We start from the raw sequence: 13,956 nt of genomic DNA, 5'->3' as shown, positions 1-13,956 counted from the left end.
ATCCCGAATGCTTGCAGATATCAAGAAAATGCCTACCTTTGCAACCGCAATCGAGAAACAACGGTTGCAAATGCGGAAATAGCTCAGTTGGTAGAGCATAACCTTGCCAAGGTTAGGGTCGCGAGTTCGAGTCTCGTTTTCCGCTCTCTTTGAAATGTTGGAAACCTTTTGCCCAGGTGGCGGAATTGGTAGACGCGCACGTTTCAGGTGCGTGTGTCGAGAGGCATGCAGGTTCGAGTCCTGTTCTGGGCACAAAAGGTGAGAATAGTTCAAAGCTTTAATCGAGATTGGAGAGGTGGCGGAATTGGTAGACGCGCACGTTTCAGGTGCGTGTGTCGAGAGGCATGCAGGTTCGAGTCCTGTTCTGGGCACAAAAGGTGAGAATAGTTCAAAGCTTTAATCGAGATTGGAGAGGTGGCGGAATTGGTAGACGCGCTACTTTGAGGGGGTAGTGACATTACTGTCGTGGGAGTTCGAGTCTCCTTCTCTTCACATTCTTTATTAAAGTTGTTTTGCGGAAATAGCTCAGTTGGTAGAGCATAACCTTGCCAAGGTTAGGGTCGCGAGTTCGAGTCTCGTTTTCCGCTCAACAAGAACGTCGGTTATCTGTTCCTCTCCATTTAAACAGCAGATTCCTGATTAGTCAATGCCCAGGTGGCGGAATTGGTAGACGCGCACGTTTCAGGTGCGTGTGTCGAGAGGCATGCAGGTTCGAGTCCTGTTCTGGGCACTACATTGCGGAAATAGCTCAGTTGGTAGAGCATAACCTTGCCAAGGTTAGGGTCGCGAGTTCGAGTCTGGTTTTCCGCTCTCTTGGAAATGTTGGAAACCTTTTGCCCAGGTGGCGGAATTGGTAGACGCGCACGTTTCAGGTGCGTGTGTCGAGAGGCATGCAGGTTCGAGTCCTGTTCTGGGCACTACATTGCGGAAATAGCTCAGTTGGTAGAGCATAACCTTGCCAAGGTTAGGGTCGCGAGTTCGAGTCTCGTTTTCCGCTCAAAGAAAAAGGAAGTTGAATCATTTGATTCAGCTTCCTTTTTTTGTTTACCGTTTACCGTTGCTTTAAGATAACAGTCAGCGTTAAATATTCGCAAGAGTTTATATTTTGCTTGTTTAATTGTATCTAATTGGTTACATTTGTGGTATGAAAGCAACAGATAAGAAAGGTAACGATATACGTGAACTTTATTTCTCGGATGAATTTGTTGAATTCTATAGTATGTTACAGGATAAAGTAAAGGTTAAATTTGAGCATACGATGGATATTATTAGAACTGAGTATGTACTTAGCACGAAGTTTGTGAAGCACTTGGAAAATAAAAATTTATACGAGATGCGGGTGTCTGTAAATACCAATGAATACAGAACTATTCTTTTTGCTGTTGATAATGATAATATCATTCTTTCAAAAAAAGTACTACTTCTGAATGGTTTCTTAAAGAAGTCCACAAAGGATTATAGTAAACAAATAAAGATTGCAGAACGAATATTAAAAGACTTTGAGCTATGAGAAAGTTAGATGAAAATAAATTAGCCAGATTGCATACGGCAGGTGAACTACTGGACAACAAATATGGGGAGGTCGGAACTGAGTCTCGCACAACTTTTCATGAGAAGTCAATAGCATGGTACTACGGCGAGATATTACGTGATCGCCGAAAGCAATTAAAGATAACTCAACAGGAACTGGCTGAAAAGGTTGGTACTGCAAGAAGTTATATTGCCCGTGTGGAAAAAGGAGAGACGGATATTCAAATTTCAAGTTTTTTCCGCATAGCTCGTGCTCTTGGGATAGAGTTTACTCCTACGTTTTTATGATTGGGAGCTCACCACAGAGGGTACAGAGTCACACAGAGTTTTAATGTTTTTCACCACAGATTACTCAGATTATCACGGATTTATCTATTTCTCAATCTGTGTTAATCCGTGTAATCTGTGGTGAGCCCTCGTCATTAGCATTAAAAACTCCGTGAGACTCTGTGAATCTCTGTGGTGAATTTAAAAGCTTTCCTCTTTTACCTCAAAGCACGGGCATGCCTTGATCCACTCTTCGGGTTCTATCTCTCCGTTTCCGTTTAGGTCCGGACTCAGATCCCTGTGTCCGCATACCCTGCTTCCGGGATACTCCTTCAGCAATACTCTCACCAGTACCCGCATCGAATGTTTTTGCCATTCTGTCCGGGTGTCTTTGGGTCGTCCGTTGCAGTCCAGCCCTCCTTCGTAGCAGATGCCTATGGAGTGTGCGTTGAATCCCTTGGCATGTGCCCCGGCCCGTTCCACCGGTCGGGTAGTGATGATCTTCCCGTCCTTGCGTATGTAGAAGTGATAGCCCGCTCCTTCGAATCCCCGTCTTCGGTGACACTCCTCCAGGTCATGCTCCGTGAGGCAGCGGTCTTCTCTGGTTGCGGAGCAGTGAATAACAATCAGATTGATTTCTCTCATAGTTCCGGTTCTATTTTTCGGTGTTCCCCCCGCGGAGAAACATCAGGAATGCCAGTAGACATTCCAGTATTTTTTGTATTTTCTTCATTGTTTTTGCTGTATTAAGTTTCGTTGTTTCACCACAGATTTCACAGATAAAGATTTATTTTCTCTGCAATCGAACTTAAAATTTAAATCTGTGTAAATCTGAGTAATCTGTGGTGCGGATTTATGCCGTCGGGTCGTCCACAATGCCCCCGTCTCCGCTTCCTCCGCCTTCCGGAGCGCCTGCCGAAGCCATGGCAAACGTCACGTTGTTCGGGCTTCGGGTCATGCTCCGGCTGGCGTTCACCAGCTTCATTGCCTTATCGGGTATGAACCGCACGTTCACCCGCTTGATATTCTTCACCGTGCACTCCTTCTCGGTTTCGCCCGGCAGGCAGGTCAGCGTCATGTGGAAGGTTCCCAGCCCTTCTATTTTCACTTTGTTTCCCTGCGTCAGCACCTTTCGCAGCTGTTCCACCAGTGCCTCTATGGTGTGTTTCACATCGCCCGTTGTCAGGGCGCAATTGGTCTGGATATCTTCCGCCAGTGCATCGATATCCATAACTTTGGTTGTTCCCGCTTTTTGGCGGATGTAATACAACATGGGAGAGTTCTCCTGATTGACATACTTCTTGCGCTGATAGCGCTCCACTGATACTTCCATACAATAAAAAGTTAAGGTTTAGGTTAATAAATTTCTTGTCTCAATCACTACGTAAAGATACGAAATCAAACAGGTAAAGTCAAGTAAAATGATGAAAATAACGATGTGTAGGTTAAGAAAACGGAGCCTCTATCTGGCATTCTTTTTTATCCATTCCATGGGCGGAACGTAGTCGCCGATTTTTGTCATGCTCTTGTTGTGTCCGAAGTATACGTTTCCCGTTTCCCCGTTGCGGTGTTTGGCGATGATGGCTACTCCCAGTCCCTCCGTCGGATATCCGCTTTGTTTGTCTGTTGCCAGATGTGCCAGTGCCGGACGATAGAGGAGGAGCACCAGGTCGGAATCCTGTTCGATGGCTCCACTCTCACGCAGGTCGGCTAATTCCAGACGTCCGTACGCCCTGTTTTCGGAGCCACGGTTGAGTTGGCTTAGCAAGATGACCGGGATGTGCAGCTCTTTGGCCAGCAATTTTGCTTTACGGCTTGCCTGTGCCACCTCTTGTTCCCGGTTCCGGTTGGTTTGTTCGGTGCGCATGTCACACAGTTGCAGGTAGTCGATAATGATAAAGTCACACTTCCCTTTGCTTTGCAGCAACCGGGCGCTCGAGCGTACACGGTCCATGCTCATATCCGGGTTATCGTTTACGCAGATGGGGAGCCTTGCCAGTTCTCCGGCCGTTTGCCGGGCCTGTAGCCATGTTTCCTGTGATAGCTTTCCGCTTCGCCAGAGGTATGGGTCCATTTCTCCTGCCGATAGGAGCCAGCGGTCGCCCAACCGCTCGGCTTGCATCTCGAGGCTGTACACCACCGTGTGGTGTCCGGCCGCTGCCGCAGCTTTTGCCAGATGGAGTGCAAAAGCGGTTTTTCCCACTGCCGGACGGGCAGCGATGGTGATCAGATCGCTGTTTTGCCATCCTCCTGTCATCTTGTCCAGTTCGGCCAGTCCGGTGGGGATTCCGGTCACTCCGTCCTTATTTTTCTGCATGCGTCCTTCCGCTTCCGTCAGGGTTGCCTGCATCAGCGTGTCCATATCGCGCAACTGCCTGTTGTGCCCACATGCCCCTTCCAGCCTGTCCAGCAGGTTGTGTCCATCCACTAACGTGTCTGTCAGGTCGATGGTTTCGTCGCCGGAGAGTGTCAGCAGTTTGCTGAATCCCACGATCATTTCCCTTCGGATGTACTTTTGGTGAACGATGCGTGCGTGATATTCCAGGTGTGCCGAACTTGCCACCCGGCTGCTCAGTTGGGTGATGTAGAACGGCCCTCCGGCATCGTCCAGCTTTCCACGTTTGCGAAGTTCCTCGGTGGCGGTGAGGATGTCGATGTTCGTACCGGCGTGGAACATCGCCTGCAATGCGGCGTAAATCAGTTGATGACGGGTGACATAGAACATTTCCGGTTTCAGCAGTTCGTCAATCAGTGCCATGCCTTCTTTTTCAATCAGGCAGGCTCCGAGGATGGTTTCCTCGAGTTCGGGTGCTTGGGGTTGTAACATAATGTTTGGATGGTATATGGTTTGGGGTATAGTTCACCACAGATTACACGGATTTTCACAGATTTTTAAATTTTAAATATCAACAGAATAACTTTGTAATCTGTGCCCTCTGTGCCCTCTGTGGTGAATAATCTTAAAATTCGTATTCGTTCAGAAACGCCTTATCTTCCAGATATGTGGCTGCCTGTTTACAGAAGCGTATGTCCTTTTGGTGGGTGTAATACTCCTCGATGTTTTCCAGTGCCAGTTTCTTTTCCGTTACCGTCAGTTTTTTCCATTCTTTCCGGGCACGGGCTATGTTTATCTTATCTTTTTGGGTGACCCGGTGATAAAGATCCCAGAAGCCGGCAAAGCCTTCCGTCGCATGGCTGTCCCGGGTGGTGGCGGCTTTTTTATGTCCGGTCCAGAGGTCATAGTCTGTTACCCGGAGCAGGGTGATTCCGGCGGGATTCTCTACCGCCTCCATGATTCCGGATTTGAACAACGTTTCGAAGAAGTGGCGGGTGCGGTATCGGCTCCATCCCAGTGTCTTTTCCCACTGTTTGTAGGTATATACGGTTTCACCCCGCCGGCAAACGATCCGGTTGCCTTGTACACAAACCTCCGTATCGGAGTAGTTGACCCGCGTCAATACCTGTATCCATGCTTCCAGATAGCCCTCGGTTTGCGATCCGGTTTTGAAGAAATCTTCGATCATGGATTTGGGAATCAGGATATATCCTTTTTTCAGAATTGTCTCGGTCGGTGCGTTCATGGAATTTCGTTTTAAAGGTTATTGAATGTGCCGTCCTTTCCCGAACGGCATGACAAAGCTACGCATAGAAGGGCAAGGATGCAAAAGATTGGTGCAGATTGGTGCAGATTGGTGCAAAAGTGTACGGCGATCCCTATTGCCGTCCTACGCACACTCTGCCGGGGTGAAACCGAGCCTTGTTTTCACCCTTTCAGACCCTCTGTTGCCGTCATTCAGAGCCTCCAAATCACCAACACGGACACCAACATGCTTTCAGGCTTGTAGTCCGTTGTCCGTCAGCTGTTTACGGAGGCTGTTCCGGAAGCCGCCAACATGCAGACCTGCACATAAATAAATAATAAGCAAAAAGATATATTAACATATATCAGTCGAATTTGCGATCGGCGAACAGTTTTTGGACCCGATCCTCCGGATGTTCGCGTAGCCATTGGTACACCGTGTCGGGCATTCCCCAATGCTGTATCACGATACAGATTTGCCGGGGTGTCAGCAGTGTATTGGAGCGTTTGTATCCTGCTTCCAGTAGTTCGGCATGCAAATCCGGATATCGTTCTATCTGCTCACGCATCTGTCTGCCCGCCGAGCGGGGATAAACACAAGTTGTAAAATACGCCATCGCCACGTCCGACAGCAGGCAGCTTCCACTCAGCAGCCAGTCAAAATTTAAGTCTTTCATTCTTGTTGTTTTTGTTTACGTGGCAAAGTAGCATATTCTCTGCTTATCGAGAAAGACTTTTTTACTATGTAACGGAACTGAATGCTTGCATGGATTTTGTTCTGTTCTTTCACCACAGAGGTACACAGAGTCTCACAGAGATTAATTAGCTGCGCCCTATTTGTTTTCAGACGAAAGAACAGATGAACCAATAAAGAAATCATCTGTTCTTTTGTTCATCTGTCTAAAAAATCTCTGTGAGACTCTGTGCACCTCTGTGGTGAAATCGTTTTTATCCCGGTTTTGAGCAAAAATCCTCCTCAGTTGTTATTTACAGAAATAAAGATCATCCATACATAAAACCAACACCATGGAAAAGAATATTTTCAAACTGGACAACGAACAACTCAAAGGGATTGCCTATGCATTCCGGGAGAAAGTGGAAGAAGGATTAAGTAAAAAAAATGCAGAGATACAATGTATTCCTACCTTTATTCTGCCCAAGGCGGCCGATGTCAAAGGGAAGGCCTTAGTCCTCGATCTGGGAGGTACCAACTACCGGGTGGCGATTGTCGATTTCACGCAAGAAAAGCCGGTCATCTACCCGAATAATGGCTGGAAGAAAGACATGTCCGTCATGAAGTCGCCCGGCTATACGCGCGAAGAACTGTTCAAAGAACTGGCCGATCTGATTGTGGAGATAAAACGGGAAGAGGAAATGCCTATTGGCTATTGTTTTTCTTATCCCGCCGAATCAGTGCCCGGAGGAGATGCAAAGCTGCTTCGTTGGACCAAAGGAGTGGATATCCGGAAAATGGTCGGGCAGTTTGTGGGGAAACCTTTACTCGACTATCTGAATGAAAAGAATGAAATAAAGTTTACAGGCATCAAAGTTCTGAATGACACGATCGCCAGTTTGTTTGCCGGGCTTACCGACAAGAGTTACGACGCCTATATCGGCCTGATTGTCGGGACCGGTACGAATATGGCCACTTTTATTCCCGCTGACAAGATAAAGAAACTGGATCCGGCATACAGCGTAGAGGGTTTGATTCCTGTCAATCTGGAGTCGGGCAACTTTCATCCGCCATTCTTGACAGCGGTGGATGATACGGTGGATGCAATGTCCGACAGCATGGGCAAACAGCGTTTTGAGAAAGCGGTGTCCGGCATGTATTTAGGGGATATCTTGAAAGCGGCCTTTCCGTTGGATGAATTTGAAGAAAAGTTCGATGCCCGGAAGCTGACTGCCATCATGAACTATCCGGATATCCACAAAGATATCTATGTGCAGGTGGCTCGTTGGATCTATAGCAGATCGGCCCAACTGGTTGCCGCGTCCCTTGCCGGACTGATCGCATTGCTGAAATCATACAACAAAGATATTCATCGGATTTGTCTGATAGCCGAAGGAAGCCTCTTCTGGAGTGGGAGCCGGAAAGATAAAAGTTACAACATTCTTGTGATGGAGAAATTGCAGGAACTTCTTCGCGAACTCCAACTGGAAGATGTGGAAGTTCATATCAATAACATGAGCAATGCCAACCTGATAGGAACCGGTATTGCAGCACTGACTTGATTGTATTTGGGTTATTTTACGGAACAGAAATGAATATAACTCACCACAGATTACACAGATTAACACAGATATTTTAATTTAACTCTCAGTAAAATAAATTATTAATCTGTGAGAATCCGTGTAATCTGTGGTGAACTCAAAACCATTCTTTTAAGACACAACACGTAAAATACAAAAGAAAATGTTATCTTTGTATTTATAAGTTTGTCTGTTATTTATCCGGAATAAAAGAATATGAGCAATAAAATCTATCCTATCGGGATACAGAATTTTGAGAAAATCCGTAAAGAGGGCCTTTTCTATATTGATAAAACAGCATTGGTTTATCAAATGGTAAAGACCGGGAGTTATTATTTTCTGAGCCGTCCCCGTCGCTTTGGAAAAAGTTTGCTTGTTTCTACCCTCGAAGCCTATTTTCAGGGAAAAAAGGAGCTCTTTGAAGGGCTGGCGATGGAAAAGCTCGAGAAAGAATGGATAAAACACCCGATATTGCATCTGGATTTGAATATAGAGAAATATGACTCACTGCAAAGTCTTGAGGATATATTGGAGAAAGCAATTGTGGCATGGGAGAAACTCTATGGAGCTGAACCTTCGGAGCGCTCTTTGTCTCTGCGCTTTGCCGGTGTCATAGAGCGTGCTTGCAAGCAGGCGGGGCATCGTGTAGTCATTCTGGTCGACGAATATGATAAGCCTATGCTGCAATCCATCGGGGATGAAGAATTGCAAAAGGAGTTTCGCAAGACGTTGCAAGCCTTTTATGGAGCCATCAAAACAATGGATGGATACATCCGGTTTGCTTTTCTGACCGGTGTCACTAAGTTTGGTAAAGTGAGTGTGTTCAGTGCTTTGAACAATCTGATTGATTTGTCGATGGACGAACGTTACGTGGCATTGTGCGGCATCACTGAAGAGGAAATACGGACTAATCTGGAGCAAGAATTGTACGAACTTGCCGACAGGCAGAGGATGGGTTATGAAGAGGTGTGCCGTGAATTGAAGGAATGCTATGACGGGTATCATTTTGTGGAAGATTCGATCGGCATTTACAATCCTTTCAGCCTGCTGAATACGTTCTATAAAATGAAATTTGGAAATTATTGGTTTGAAACGGGTACTCCTACCTATTTGGTAGAACTGTTGCAGATGCATCACTATGATCTTCATAAAATGGCGCATGTGGAAACCGATGCGGATGTATTGAACAGCATCGACTCTTCCTCTACCAATCCTATTCCTGTGATTTATCAAAGCGGTTACCTTACCATTAAGGGGTATGACCGTGAATTTGGAATTTACCGTTTGGGATTCCCGAACCGTGAAGTGGAGGAGGGGTTCATGAAATTCCTGCTTCCCTACTATGCGAATACCGATAAGGTAGAAGCTCCGTTTGAAGTTCAGAAGTTTGTCCGTGAGATTCGCGCCGGAGACTATGACTCTTTCTTCCGCCGTTTGCAAAGTTTCTTTGCGGATACCACTTACGAGATAATTCGCGAGCAGGAACTCCATTACCAGAATGTGCTTTTCGTTGTCTTCAAGTTAATGGGGTTCTATACCAATGTGGAATATCGCACAAGTGAAGGGCGCATCGATCTCGTTTTGCAAACAGATAAATTTATTTATGTGATGGAATTCAAACTGGATGGTACCGCTGAAGAAGCTCTCCGCCAGATCAACGAGAAACATTATGCGCAACCTTTTGCGGCAGACAGCCGTAAACTTTTTAAGATTGGTGTAAACTTCAGTGCCAAAACCCGCAACATTGAAAAGTGGATTGTTGAATTTTAAGACACAATACGTAAAATACAAAAGAAAATGTTATCTTTGTATTCATGGGTATAAGGATAATAAAGAAGGGACAATTGTGGCATCCCTTACATTCTTGTAACCACGTGTGAGAATCTAAAAAATAATTGTGTACATTTGCAAAAGACTAACTTCAATGCCCCATGATACACTGATCAATGCCCCGCTTAGAAAACTCCCGATAGGGATACAGAGTTTTGAGAAACTGCGCTCCGAAAATTTCCTTTATGTAGATAAGACCGCATTGATTTACCGACTGGCTCAAGCGGGCAATCCCTGTTTCCTGAACCGTCCCCGCCGCTTTGGCAAGAGCCTGTTGCTTTCTTCTTTCGAGGCGTACTTTCAAGGTAAGAAGGAACTCTTCCGCGGATTGGCTATCGAGAAATTGGAAAAAGAGTGGCTGCAATATCCCGTGCTGCATCTTGATCTCAATGCGGAGAAGTATGACAGTCGTGAGGGGCTGGTCGATATACTTGAGCGGCAGTTGCGGCAGTGGGAAGAGTTATACCGGACGGGAGGGGAAGGCATTACGCACTCCGGACGTTTCATGACCGTCATCCGGCGCGCCTGCGAACAGACGGGGCGCCGCGTGGTGGTGCTTATCGACGAATATGACAAACCCTTGCTGCGTTCGTTCGACAATCAGGAGTTGCAACACGATTTCAGGGAGACGCTGACCGCTTTCTATACCGTGCTTAAAAGTGCTGACCCCTGGTTGCAGTTCGTCTTCATCACCGGAGTGACCAAATTCGCGCAAATGGGCATTTTCAGTAATCTGAACCAACTGAACGATATCAGTTTCGACCTCGACTATAACACCCTCTGCGGCATGACCCGTGCGGAGATAGAAGCTACCTTCCCTCCCGAATTGGAAGCCCTGGCAGTGAAAAGTAATGCGACCTGCCGGCAGGTGATGGACCGGCTGACTCGCCAATATGACGGATACCGGTTCACCAAAGACGAGGAATTCACCTCCATGTACAATCCCTTCAGCGTGTTGAGTGCCTTGCAGAAGCGTTCGTATGGCAATTACTGGTTTGCGAGCGGCACGCCCACCTTCCTGGTGGAGATGCTGCAGAAGACCGATTTCGACCTGAGGGAGATGGAGGGCATTGAGGTGAATGAGGCTTCGCTGAGCGACGACCGCGCGGATATAAACAATCCGATACCCATGATTTATCAGAGCGGATATCTGACGATTAAGGACTACGACGAGCGCTTCCGGATGTACACGCTGGGGTTCCCCAACGAGGAGGTGAAATATGGTTTCCTCAACTTCGTCAGTCCCTTCTACACTCCTATAGCCCAGACAGACACCTCGTTCTATATCGGCAAGTTCATCCGCGAGTTGGAGAGCGGCGATGTGGACGCTTTCCTCACGCGCCTGCGCTGCTTCTTTGCCGGTATCCCCTACGACCTGAACGACCGCACGGAGCGGCATTATCAGACGGTGTTCTACCTCGTCTTCCAGCTTATGGGGCAGTTTACGGAGACGGAGGTCCGGAGTGCCCGGGGGCGTGCCGATGCGGTGGTGAAGACACTGGACTACATCTACGTGTTTGAGTTCAAGCTGAACGACAGCGCCGAGGCTGCCTTGAGGCAGATTGATGAAAAGGGATATCTGCTGCCCTATCAGGCGGACGGGCGGAAAGTAGTGAAGGTGGGTGTAGCCTTCGAGAAGGAAGAACGGAATATTGGGGAGTGGGTGATAGGAGGATGATGCTTCTTTACCGGAAATGATTGGTTTGGACCTTTTTATGATCCTGATACCGGGCTTTATGGAGATCTTTACGTTGTGGATGAAGTGATTCGTGAACTGCAAGATAAGCAGGGATAAACTATAGGAGGGTGGGTATATTGATGTTTTTTTCTATATGAATATTTTTTCTTTTGAAAATTCTTTGTATATTTATATCGAATACCAATGGACTAAACAATAATGATATGCTGAAATTATAAAATAAAATCGTATTATTTATGGAGGCAAAGCAAATAAAAATACAAAAACAGAATAATAGTTCATGCGTGAAAAGAACTTCGCATACTATGAATATGGTGGATAATCGTATAAATCCACAGGTTCAGTTAATAGCGTCTATGCAAAGTGTTCAACGAAAAGGTAATAATCCTATATTACAGTTTGTTAAATTATCATGTAAGGCAGAAGTTAGATCCAATAAATATAGAGCAAATGCAGAAACAACTAATGTAGATACTGCTACACATTGGGCAGAACGAAGAATTAAAAATAGTCCGTTTAGTACTAATTTTGAAAATGTAACTAATCAGTACACAAATCAGAAATTTAGAACTCCATATTCTTGTGCTGAGCCTAAAGCATTGGCTAAAGCTATAAGTCGTATGGGGCCTGCCATTAGGTTTATCAATCAAGCGACCATATATCCAGCGATAGTTAAAGGAAAAGATCCTTGGGATAGTCCTAAAATAAAAGTAGGAGATGCATTTACTCGATGCTTAAATTGTCGACAATGGGCCGGAAAGGGGAAAGATAAAGTAGATATTGATGTCCTTCCTAAAAAATAAACTCTTTTCATACGTCGTGTGTAGAAGTAACAATGCTCAAATAGGCGGGTCGTTTTTTTATATACTCCCCAACAACACATTACTCTTTTAAAGAGCAGAGGCTACTTCCCCTTCATCCACCCCTTTCTCTCTTAAAATATCCCAGTACCGTGCAAGGCGACAGCTTGTGGCGGTCGCGATAGCGTGACTCAAACTCGTAGCGGGTGCAGAGCCAGCGGCAGAAGCAGCGGTAAGTGATGCGGAGGTTCAGGCGTCGTTGCAGGTCTTCATAAAATAGGGCGATCCGGCTGAAAAAGCTGCCTACCTGTTTTCGGGTGATTTTTCGTTTCCGGGGGGCTTGTGGTGAGGCGGCTTGTTCCTCCCTAACTATCAGGTAGCGCAGCACACGGATGTCTTTTTCTATCAATTCTTCTTTTTCACGCAGTCGCTGTTGTTTCTCTTCCTTCTTTCTTAATGACTCTTTCAGGTCCTGGATGCTCTTTTTCATTTTACTTTGAGGTTTGTATGGGATGGCGGATGCCAATGTTTGTTAAAACGACGTTAGGATCGGCAAAGATATACAAAAAGAGTATAGCATATCGTCCCGGGGATTGTTCTGCAAAGTCTCTTTAGATGTTTTTTGTAAAGATATAGATTCTGTTATCCGGCTATTTACACAATTTATATCTAAAGGAGACTTGTAAATTAAAAACAATGGATAAGATGAATGAAACATTAACAGTATTTATGATTTCGGAGATCGAAAGGCTCAAAGAAGAGGGGCGTGAACCGGCCCGGCGTATCTACCATAATATGCTGCGTACGCTTAGGGAGAGTGCAGGAAAAGAGGAGATCGGATTCGAAGAGGTGAGTCCGGTGTTTCTGGACAAGTATGAACATTGGCTGCTGGGAAAACGGTTGAGCTGGAACACGGTATCGACTTACATGCGTGCCTTGCGTGCGGGCTACAACAGAGGGATGAAAGGCCGCCCGGGATATGTGACCGGGCTTTTCGATAAGGTATACACCGGTACGCGCTCCGACGTGAAACGTGCTGTCAGTCCGGGGACAGTGGGGCGGATGATCCGGATGGCAGGACATCCGAATGGAAACGCTTCAGGGAAAGCCGTCGACTGGTTTGTGCTGATGTTTATGCTTCGGGGAATCCCGTTTGTCGATCTGGCTCACTTGCGCAGGAATAATCTCGATAAAGGAGTGCTGACCTACTGCCGCCACAAGACGGGGCAGGAGGTGACCATCACCGTACCGCATGAGGCGATGGAAATTATCAACAGGAGGATGGCTGAGAACTGCCATCCGAGCTATCTGCTGCCTATCCTGGGGCAACCCCGTACCCGAAAGCGGCATACAAAGAAAAATCCCACTCCTTATCAGGAATATCAATGTGCCCTGCGTAACCTGAACCGGCAGTTGGAACGGGTTTCGGTGGAGTTGAAACTGGGAGGCAGGCTCAGTTCATATTCGGCCCGCCATACGTGGGCCACGGTTGCTTTTCATCAGGAGACTCCCGTAGGAGTTATCAGCCGTGCGTTGGGACACTCCTCGGTGAAGGTGACCGAAACTTACCTGAAGCCTTTCGGGGATAGGGAAGTAGATCGGACAAACAGGAAGATAATCCGGTATGTGCTGAATGCGGTTTGAAAAACGAAAAATAGAGTGTATTATGCTTGTAATCAGAGAAGTATATAGACCGTTACTTTGTAGGTAACGGCAATGAATTATTGCTGCAAAATTGGATATTATTTTTCACACAAACAAATAAAAAGACAAGTTTTTTATAAAAAAGGCAATTAATTTTAAAAAAGATGCATGCTTTGCATTAGTTTTCCCTATTTTCTCCTAAAAAAACTATAAGAGGGGTTGGCCACGTTTACTGTTATTTAACGCGGATGAATATTCTATTGCCATCATCAGATGTTTTTTATTATTTAACGTGAGTTCGATATAAGGGTTAGAATTATTTATTTGAAAATTAGGAACATAGCGATAAAAGT

Annotated in this window: 13 protein-coding genes and 8 tRNA genes; 15 read left to right on the top strand and 6 right to left on the bottom strand. The window is 46.1% G+C overall.

Annotated elements, in window-relative coordinates; genetic code table 11:
* Positions 1–72 precede the first annotated feature (72 nt).
* From JZY04_RS09925 to JZY04_RS09880, 10 genes are all read left to right on the top strand, one after another.
* Positions 73–145 (top strand) — tRNA-Gly (locus tag JZY04_RS09925).
* 25 nt (positions 146–170) lie between these two features.
* Positions 171–252 (top strand) — tRNA-Leu (locus tag JZY04_RS09920).
* Positions 253–408: 156 nt separating this feature from the next.
* Positions 409–492 (top strand) — tRNA-Leu (locus JZY04_RS09915).
* 22 nt (positions 493–514) lie between these two features.
* Positions 515–587: transfer RNA gene (locus JZY04_RS09910), tRNA-Gly, on the top strand.
* A gap of 61 nt (positions 588–648) precedes the next feature.
* Positions 649–730 (top strand) — tRNA-Leu (locus JZY04_RS09905).
* 7 nt (positions 731–737) lie between these two features.
* Positions 738–810, top strand: a tRNA-Gly gene (locus JZY04_RS09900).
* A gap of 25 nt (positions 811–835) precedes the next feature.
* A tRNA-Leu gene (locus tag JZY04_RS09895) sits at positions 836–917 on the top strand.
* Between the two features lie 7 nt (positions 918–924).
* A tRNA-Gly gene (locus JZY04_RS09890) sits at positions 925–997 on the top strand.
* A gap of 147 nt (positions 998–1,144) precedes the next feature.
* Entirely contained in the window at positions 1,145–1,510 is a 366-nt protein-coding gene (locus JZY04_RS09885) for a type II toxin-antitoxin system RelE/ParE family toxin (protein ID WP_005778040.1), read from the top strand.
* Positions 1,507–1,818, top strand: a complete 312-nt coding sequence (locus JZY04_RS09880; RefSeq protein WP_122142182.1) for a helix-turn-helix domain-containing protein — start codon at positions 1,507–1,509, stop codon at positions 1,816–1,818. Before JZY04_RS09885 ends, JZY04_RS09880 begins: the two co-directional genes overlap by 4 nt.
* A gap of 180 nt (positions 1,819–1,998) precedes the next feature.
* On the opposite strand, the gene JZY04_RS09875 is transcribed toward JZY04_RS09880, so the two are convergent.
* The 5 genes from JZY04_RS09875 to JZY04_RS09855 form a co-directional block, all read right to left on the bottom strand.
* Entirely contained in the window at positions 1,999–2,442 is a 444-nt protein-coding gene (locus JZY04_RS09875) for an N-acetylmuramoyl-L-alanine amidase (RefSeq protein WP_122142181.1), read from the bottom strand.
* Between the two features lie 208 nt (positions 2,443–2,650).
* Positions 2,651–3,130 (bottom strand): HU family DNA-binding protein, encoded by a 480-nt coding sequence (locus JZY04_RS09870; protein WP_122142180.1) that lies wholly within the window; start codon positions 3,128–3,130, stop codon positions 2,651–2,653.
* 129 nt (positions 3,131–3,259) lie between these two features.
* Positions 3,260–4,624, bottom strand: a complete 1,365-nt coding sequence (gene dnaB / locus JZY04_RS09865) for a replicative DNA helicase (protein ID WP_122142179.1) — start codon at positions 4,622–4,624, stop codon at positions 3,260–3,262.
* Positions 4,625–4,757: 133 nt separating this feature from the next.
* On the bottom strand, positions 4,758–5,378 hold the full coding sequence (locus tag JZY04_RS09860; protein ID WP_122142178.1) for a hypothetical protein: 621 nt from the start codon (positions 5,376–5,378) through the stop codon (positions 4,758–4,760).
* Positions 5,379–5,742: 364 nt separating this feature from the next.
* Positions 5,743–6,054, bottom strand: coding sequence for a DUF4248 domain-containing protein (locus JZY04_RS09855; RefSeq protein ID WP_005778027.1), 312 nt, complete (start codon positions 6,052–6,054; stop codon positions 5,743–5,745).
* A 349-nt stretch (positions 6,055–6,403) separates the two neighbouring features.
* On the opposite strand from JZY04_RS09855, the gene JZY04_RS09850 reads away from it, so the two are divergent.
* The 4 genes from JZY04_RS09850 to JZY04_RS09835 all read left to right on the top strand — a co-directional run bounded on the left by JZY04_RS09850 (position 6,404) and on the right by JZY04_RS09835 (position 11,962).
* Entirely contained in the window at positions 6,404–7,612 is a 1,209-nt protein-coding gene (locus JZY04_RS09850) for a hexokinase (protein WP_122142176.1), read from the top strand.
* A 234-nt stretch (positions 7,613–7,846) separates the two neighbouring features.
* On the top strand, positions 7,847–9,400 hold the full coding sequence (locus JZY04_RS09845; protein ID WP_005778021.1) for an ATP-binding protein: 1,554 nt from the start codon (positions 7,847–7,849) through the stop codon (positions 9,398–9,400).
* A gap of 154 nt (positions 9,401–9,554) precedes the next feature.
* Positions 9,555–11,138 carry an ATP-binding protein gene (locus JZY04_RS09840; protein WP_122142174.1) on the top strand — a complete coding sequence of 528 codons (1,584 nt, stop codon included), beginning with the start codon at positions 9,555–9,557 and terminating at the stop codon, positions 11,136–11,138.
* A 257-nt stretch (positions 11,139–11,395) separates the two neighbouring features.
* Positions 11,396–11,962, top strand: coding sequence for a hypothetical protein (locus JZY04_RS09835; protein WP_032539245.1), 567 nt, complete (start codon positions 11,396–11,398; stop codon positions 11,960–11,962).
* Between the two features lie 112 nt (positions 11,963–12,074).
* Here the strand turns inward: JZY04_RS09835 and JZY04_RS09830 are convergent, their stop codons facing one another.
* Positions 12,075–12,449: a hypothetical protein gene (locus JZY04_RS09830; RefSeq protein WP_122142173.1), complete on the bottom strand. Its 375-nt coding sequence runs from the start codon at positions 12,447–12,449 to the stop codon at positions 12,075–12,077.
* Between the two features lie 206 nt (positions 12,450–12,655).
* Here JZY04_RS09830 and JZY04_RS09825 point away from each other — a divergent pair, with 206 nt between their 5' ends.
* Positions 12,656–13,603 (top strand): Tsr25 family tyrosine-type DNA invertase, encoded by a 948-nt coding sequence (locus tag JZY04_RS09825; RefSeq protein ID WP_122142172.1) that lies wholly within the window; start codon positions 12,656–12,658, stop codon positions 13,601–13,603.
* Positions 13,604–13,956: the final 353 nt, after the last annotated feature.

Source organism: Bacteroides sp. 11BF (assembly GCF_019633765.1).
Lineage (GTDB): Bacteria > Bacteroidota > Bacteroidia > Bacteroidales > Bacteroidaceae > Bacteroides > Bacteroides hominis.
This window is presented reverse-complemented; position numbering and strand designations above follow the sequence as displayed.

Excerpts from the sequence above, each read along its gene's own strand:
- JZY04_RS09885 (WP_005778040.1), top strand. The coding sequence starts at position 1,145 with ATGAAAGCAACAGATAAGAAAGGTAACGATATACGTGAACTTTATTTC.
- JZY04_RS09880 (WP_122142182.1), top strand. The coding sequence starts at position 1,507 with ATGAGAAAGTTAGATGAAAATAAATTAGCCAGATTGCATACGGCAGGT.
- JZY04_RS09875 (WP_122142181.1), bottom strand. The coding sequence starts at position 2,442 with ATGAGAGAAATCAATCTGATTGTTATTCACTGCTCCGCAACCAGAGAA.
- JZY04_RS09870 (WP_122142180.1), bottom strand. The coding sequence starts at position 3,130 with ATGGAAGTATCAGTGGAGCGCTATCAGCGCAAGAAGTATGTCAATCAG.
- dnaB (WP_122142179.1), bottom strand. The coding sequence starts at position 4,624 with ATGTTACAACCCCAAGCACCCGAACTCGAGGAAACCATCCTCGGAGCC.
- JZY04_RS09860 (WP_122142178.1), bottom strand. The coding sequence starts at position 5,378 with ATGAACGCACCGACCGAGACAATTCTGAAAAAAGGATATATCCTGATT.
- JZY04_RS09855 (WP_005778027.1), bottom strand. The coding sequence starts at position 6,054 with ATGAAAGACTTAAATTTTGACTGGCTGCTGAGTGGAAGCTGCCTGCTG.
- JZY04_RS09850 (WP_122142176.1), top strand. The coding sequence starts at position 6,404 with ATGGAAAAGAATATTTTCAAACTGGACAACGAACAACTCAAAGGGATT.
- JZY04_RS09845 (WP_005778021.1), top strand. The coding sequence starts at position 7,847 with ATGAGCAATAAAATCTATCCTATCGGGATACAGAATTTTGAGAAAATC.
- JZY04_RS09840 (WP_122142174.1), top strand. The coding sequence starts at position 9,555 with ATGCCCCATGATACACTGATCAATGCCCCGCTTAGAAAACTCCCGATA.
- JZY04_RS09835 (WP_032539245.1), top strand. The coding sequence starts at position 11,396 with ATGGAGGCAAAGCAAATAAAAATACAAAAACAGAATAATAGTTCATGC.
- JZY04_RS09830 (WP_122142173.1), bottom strand. The coding sequence starts at position 12,449 with ATGAAAAAGAGCATCCAGGACCTGAAAGAGTCATTAAGAAAGAAGGAA.
- JZY04_RS09825 (WP_122142172.1), top strand. The coding sequence starts at position 12,656 with ATGGATAAGATGAATGAAACATTAACAGTATTTATGATTTCGGAGATC.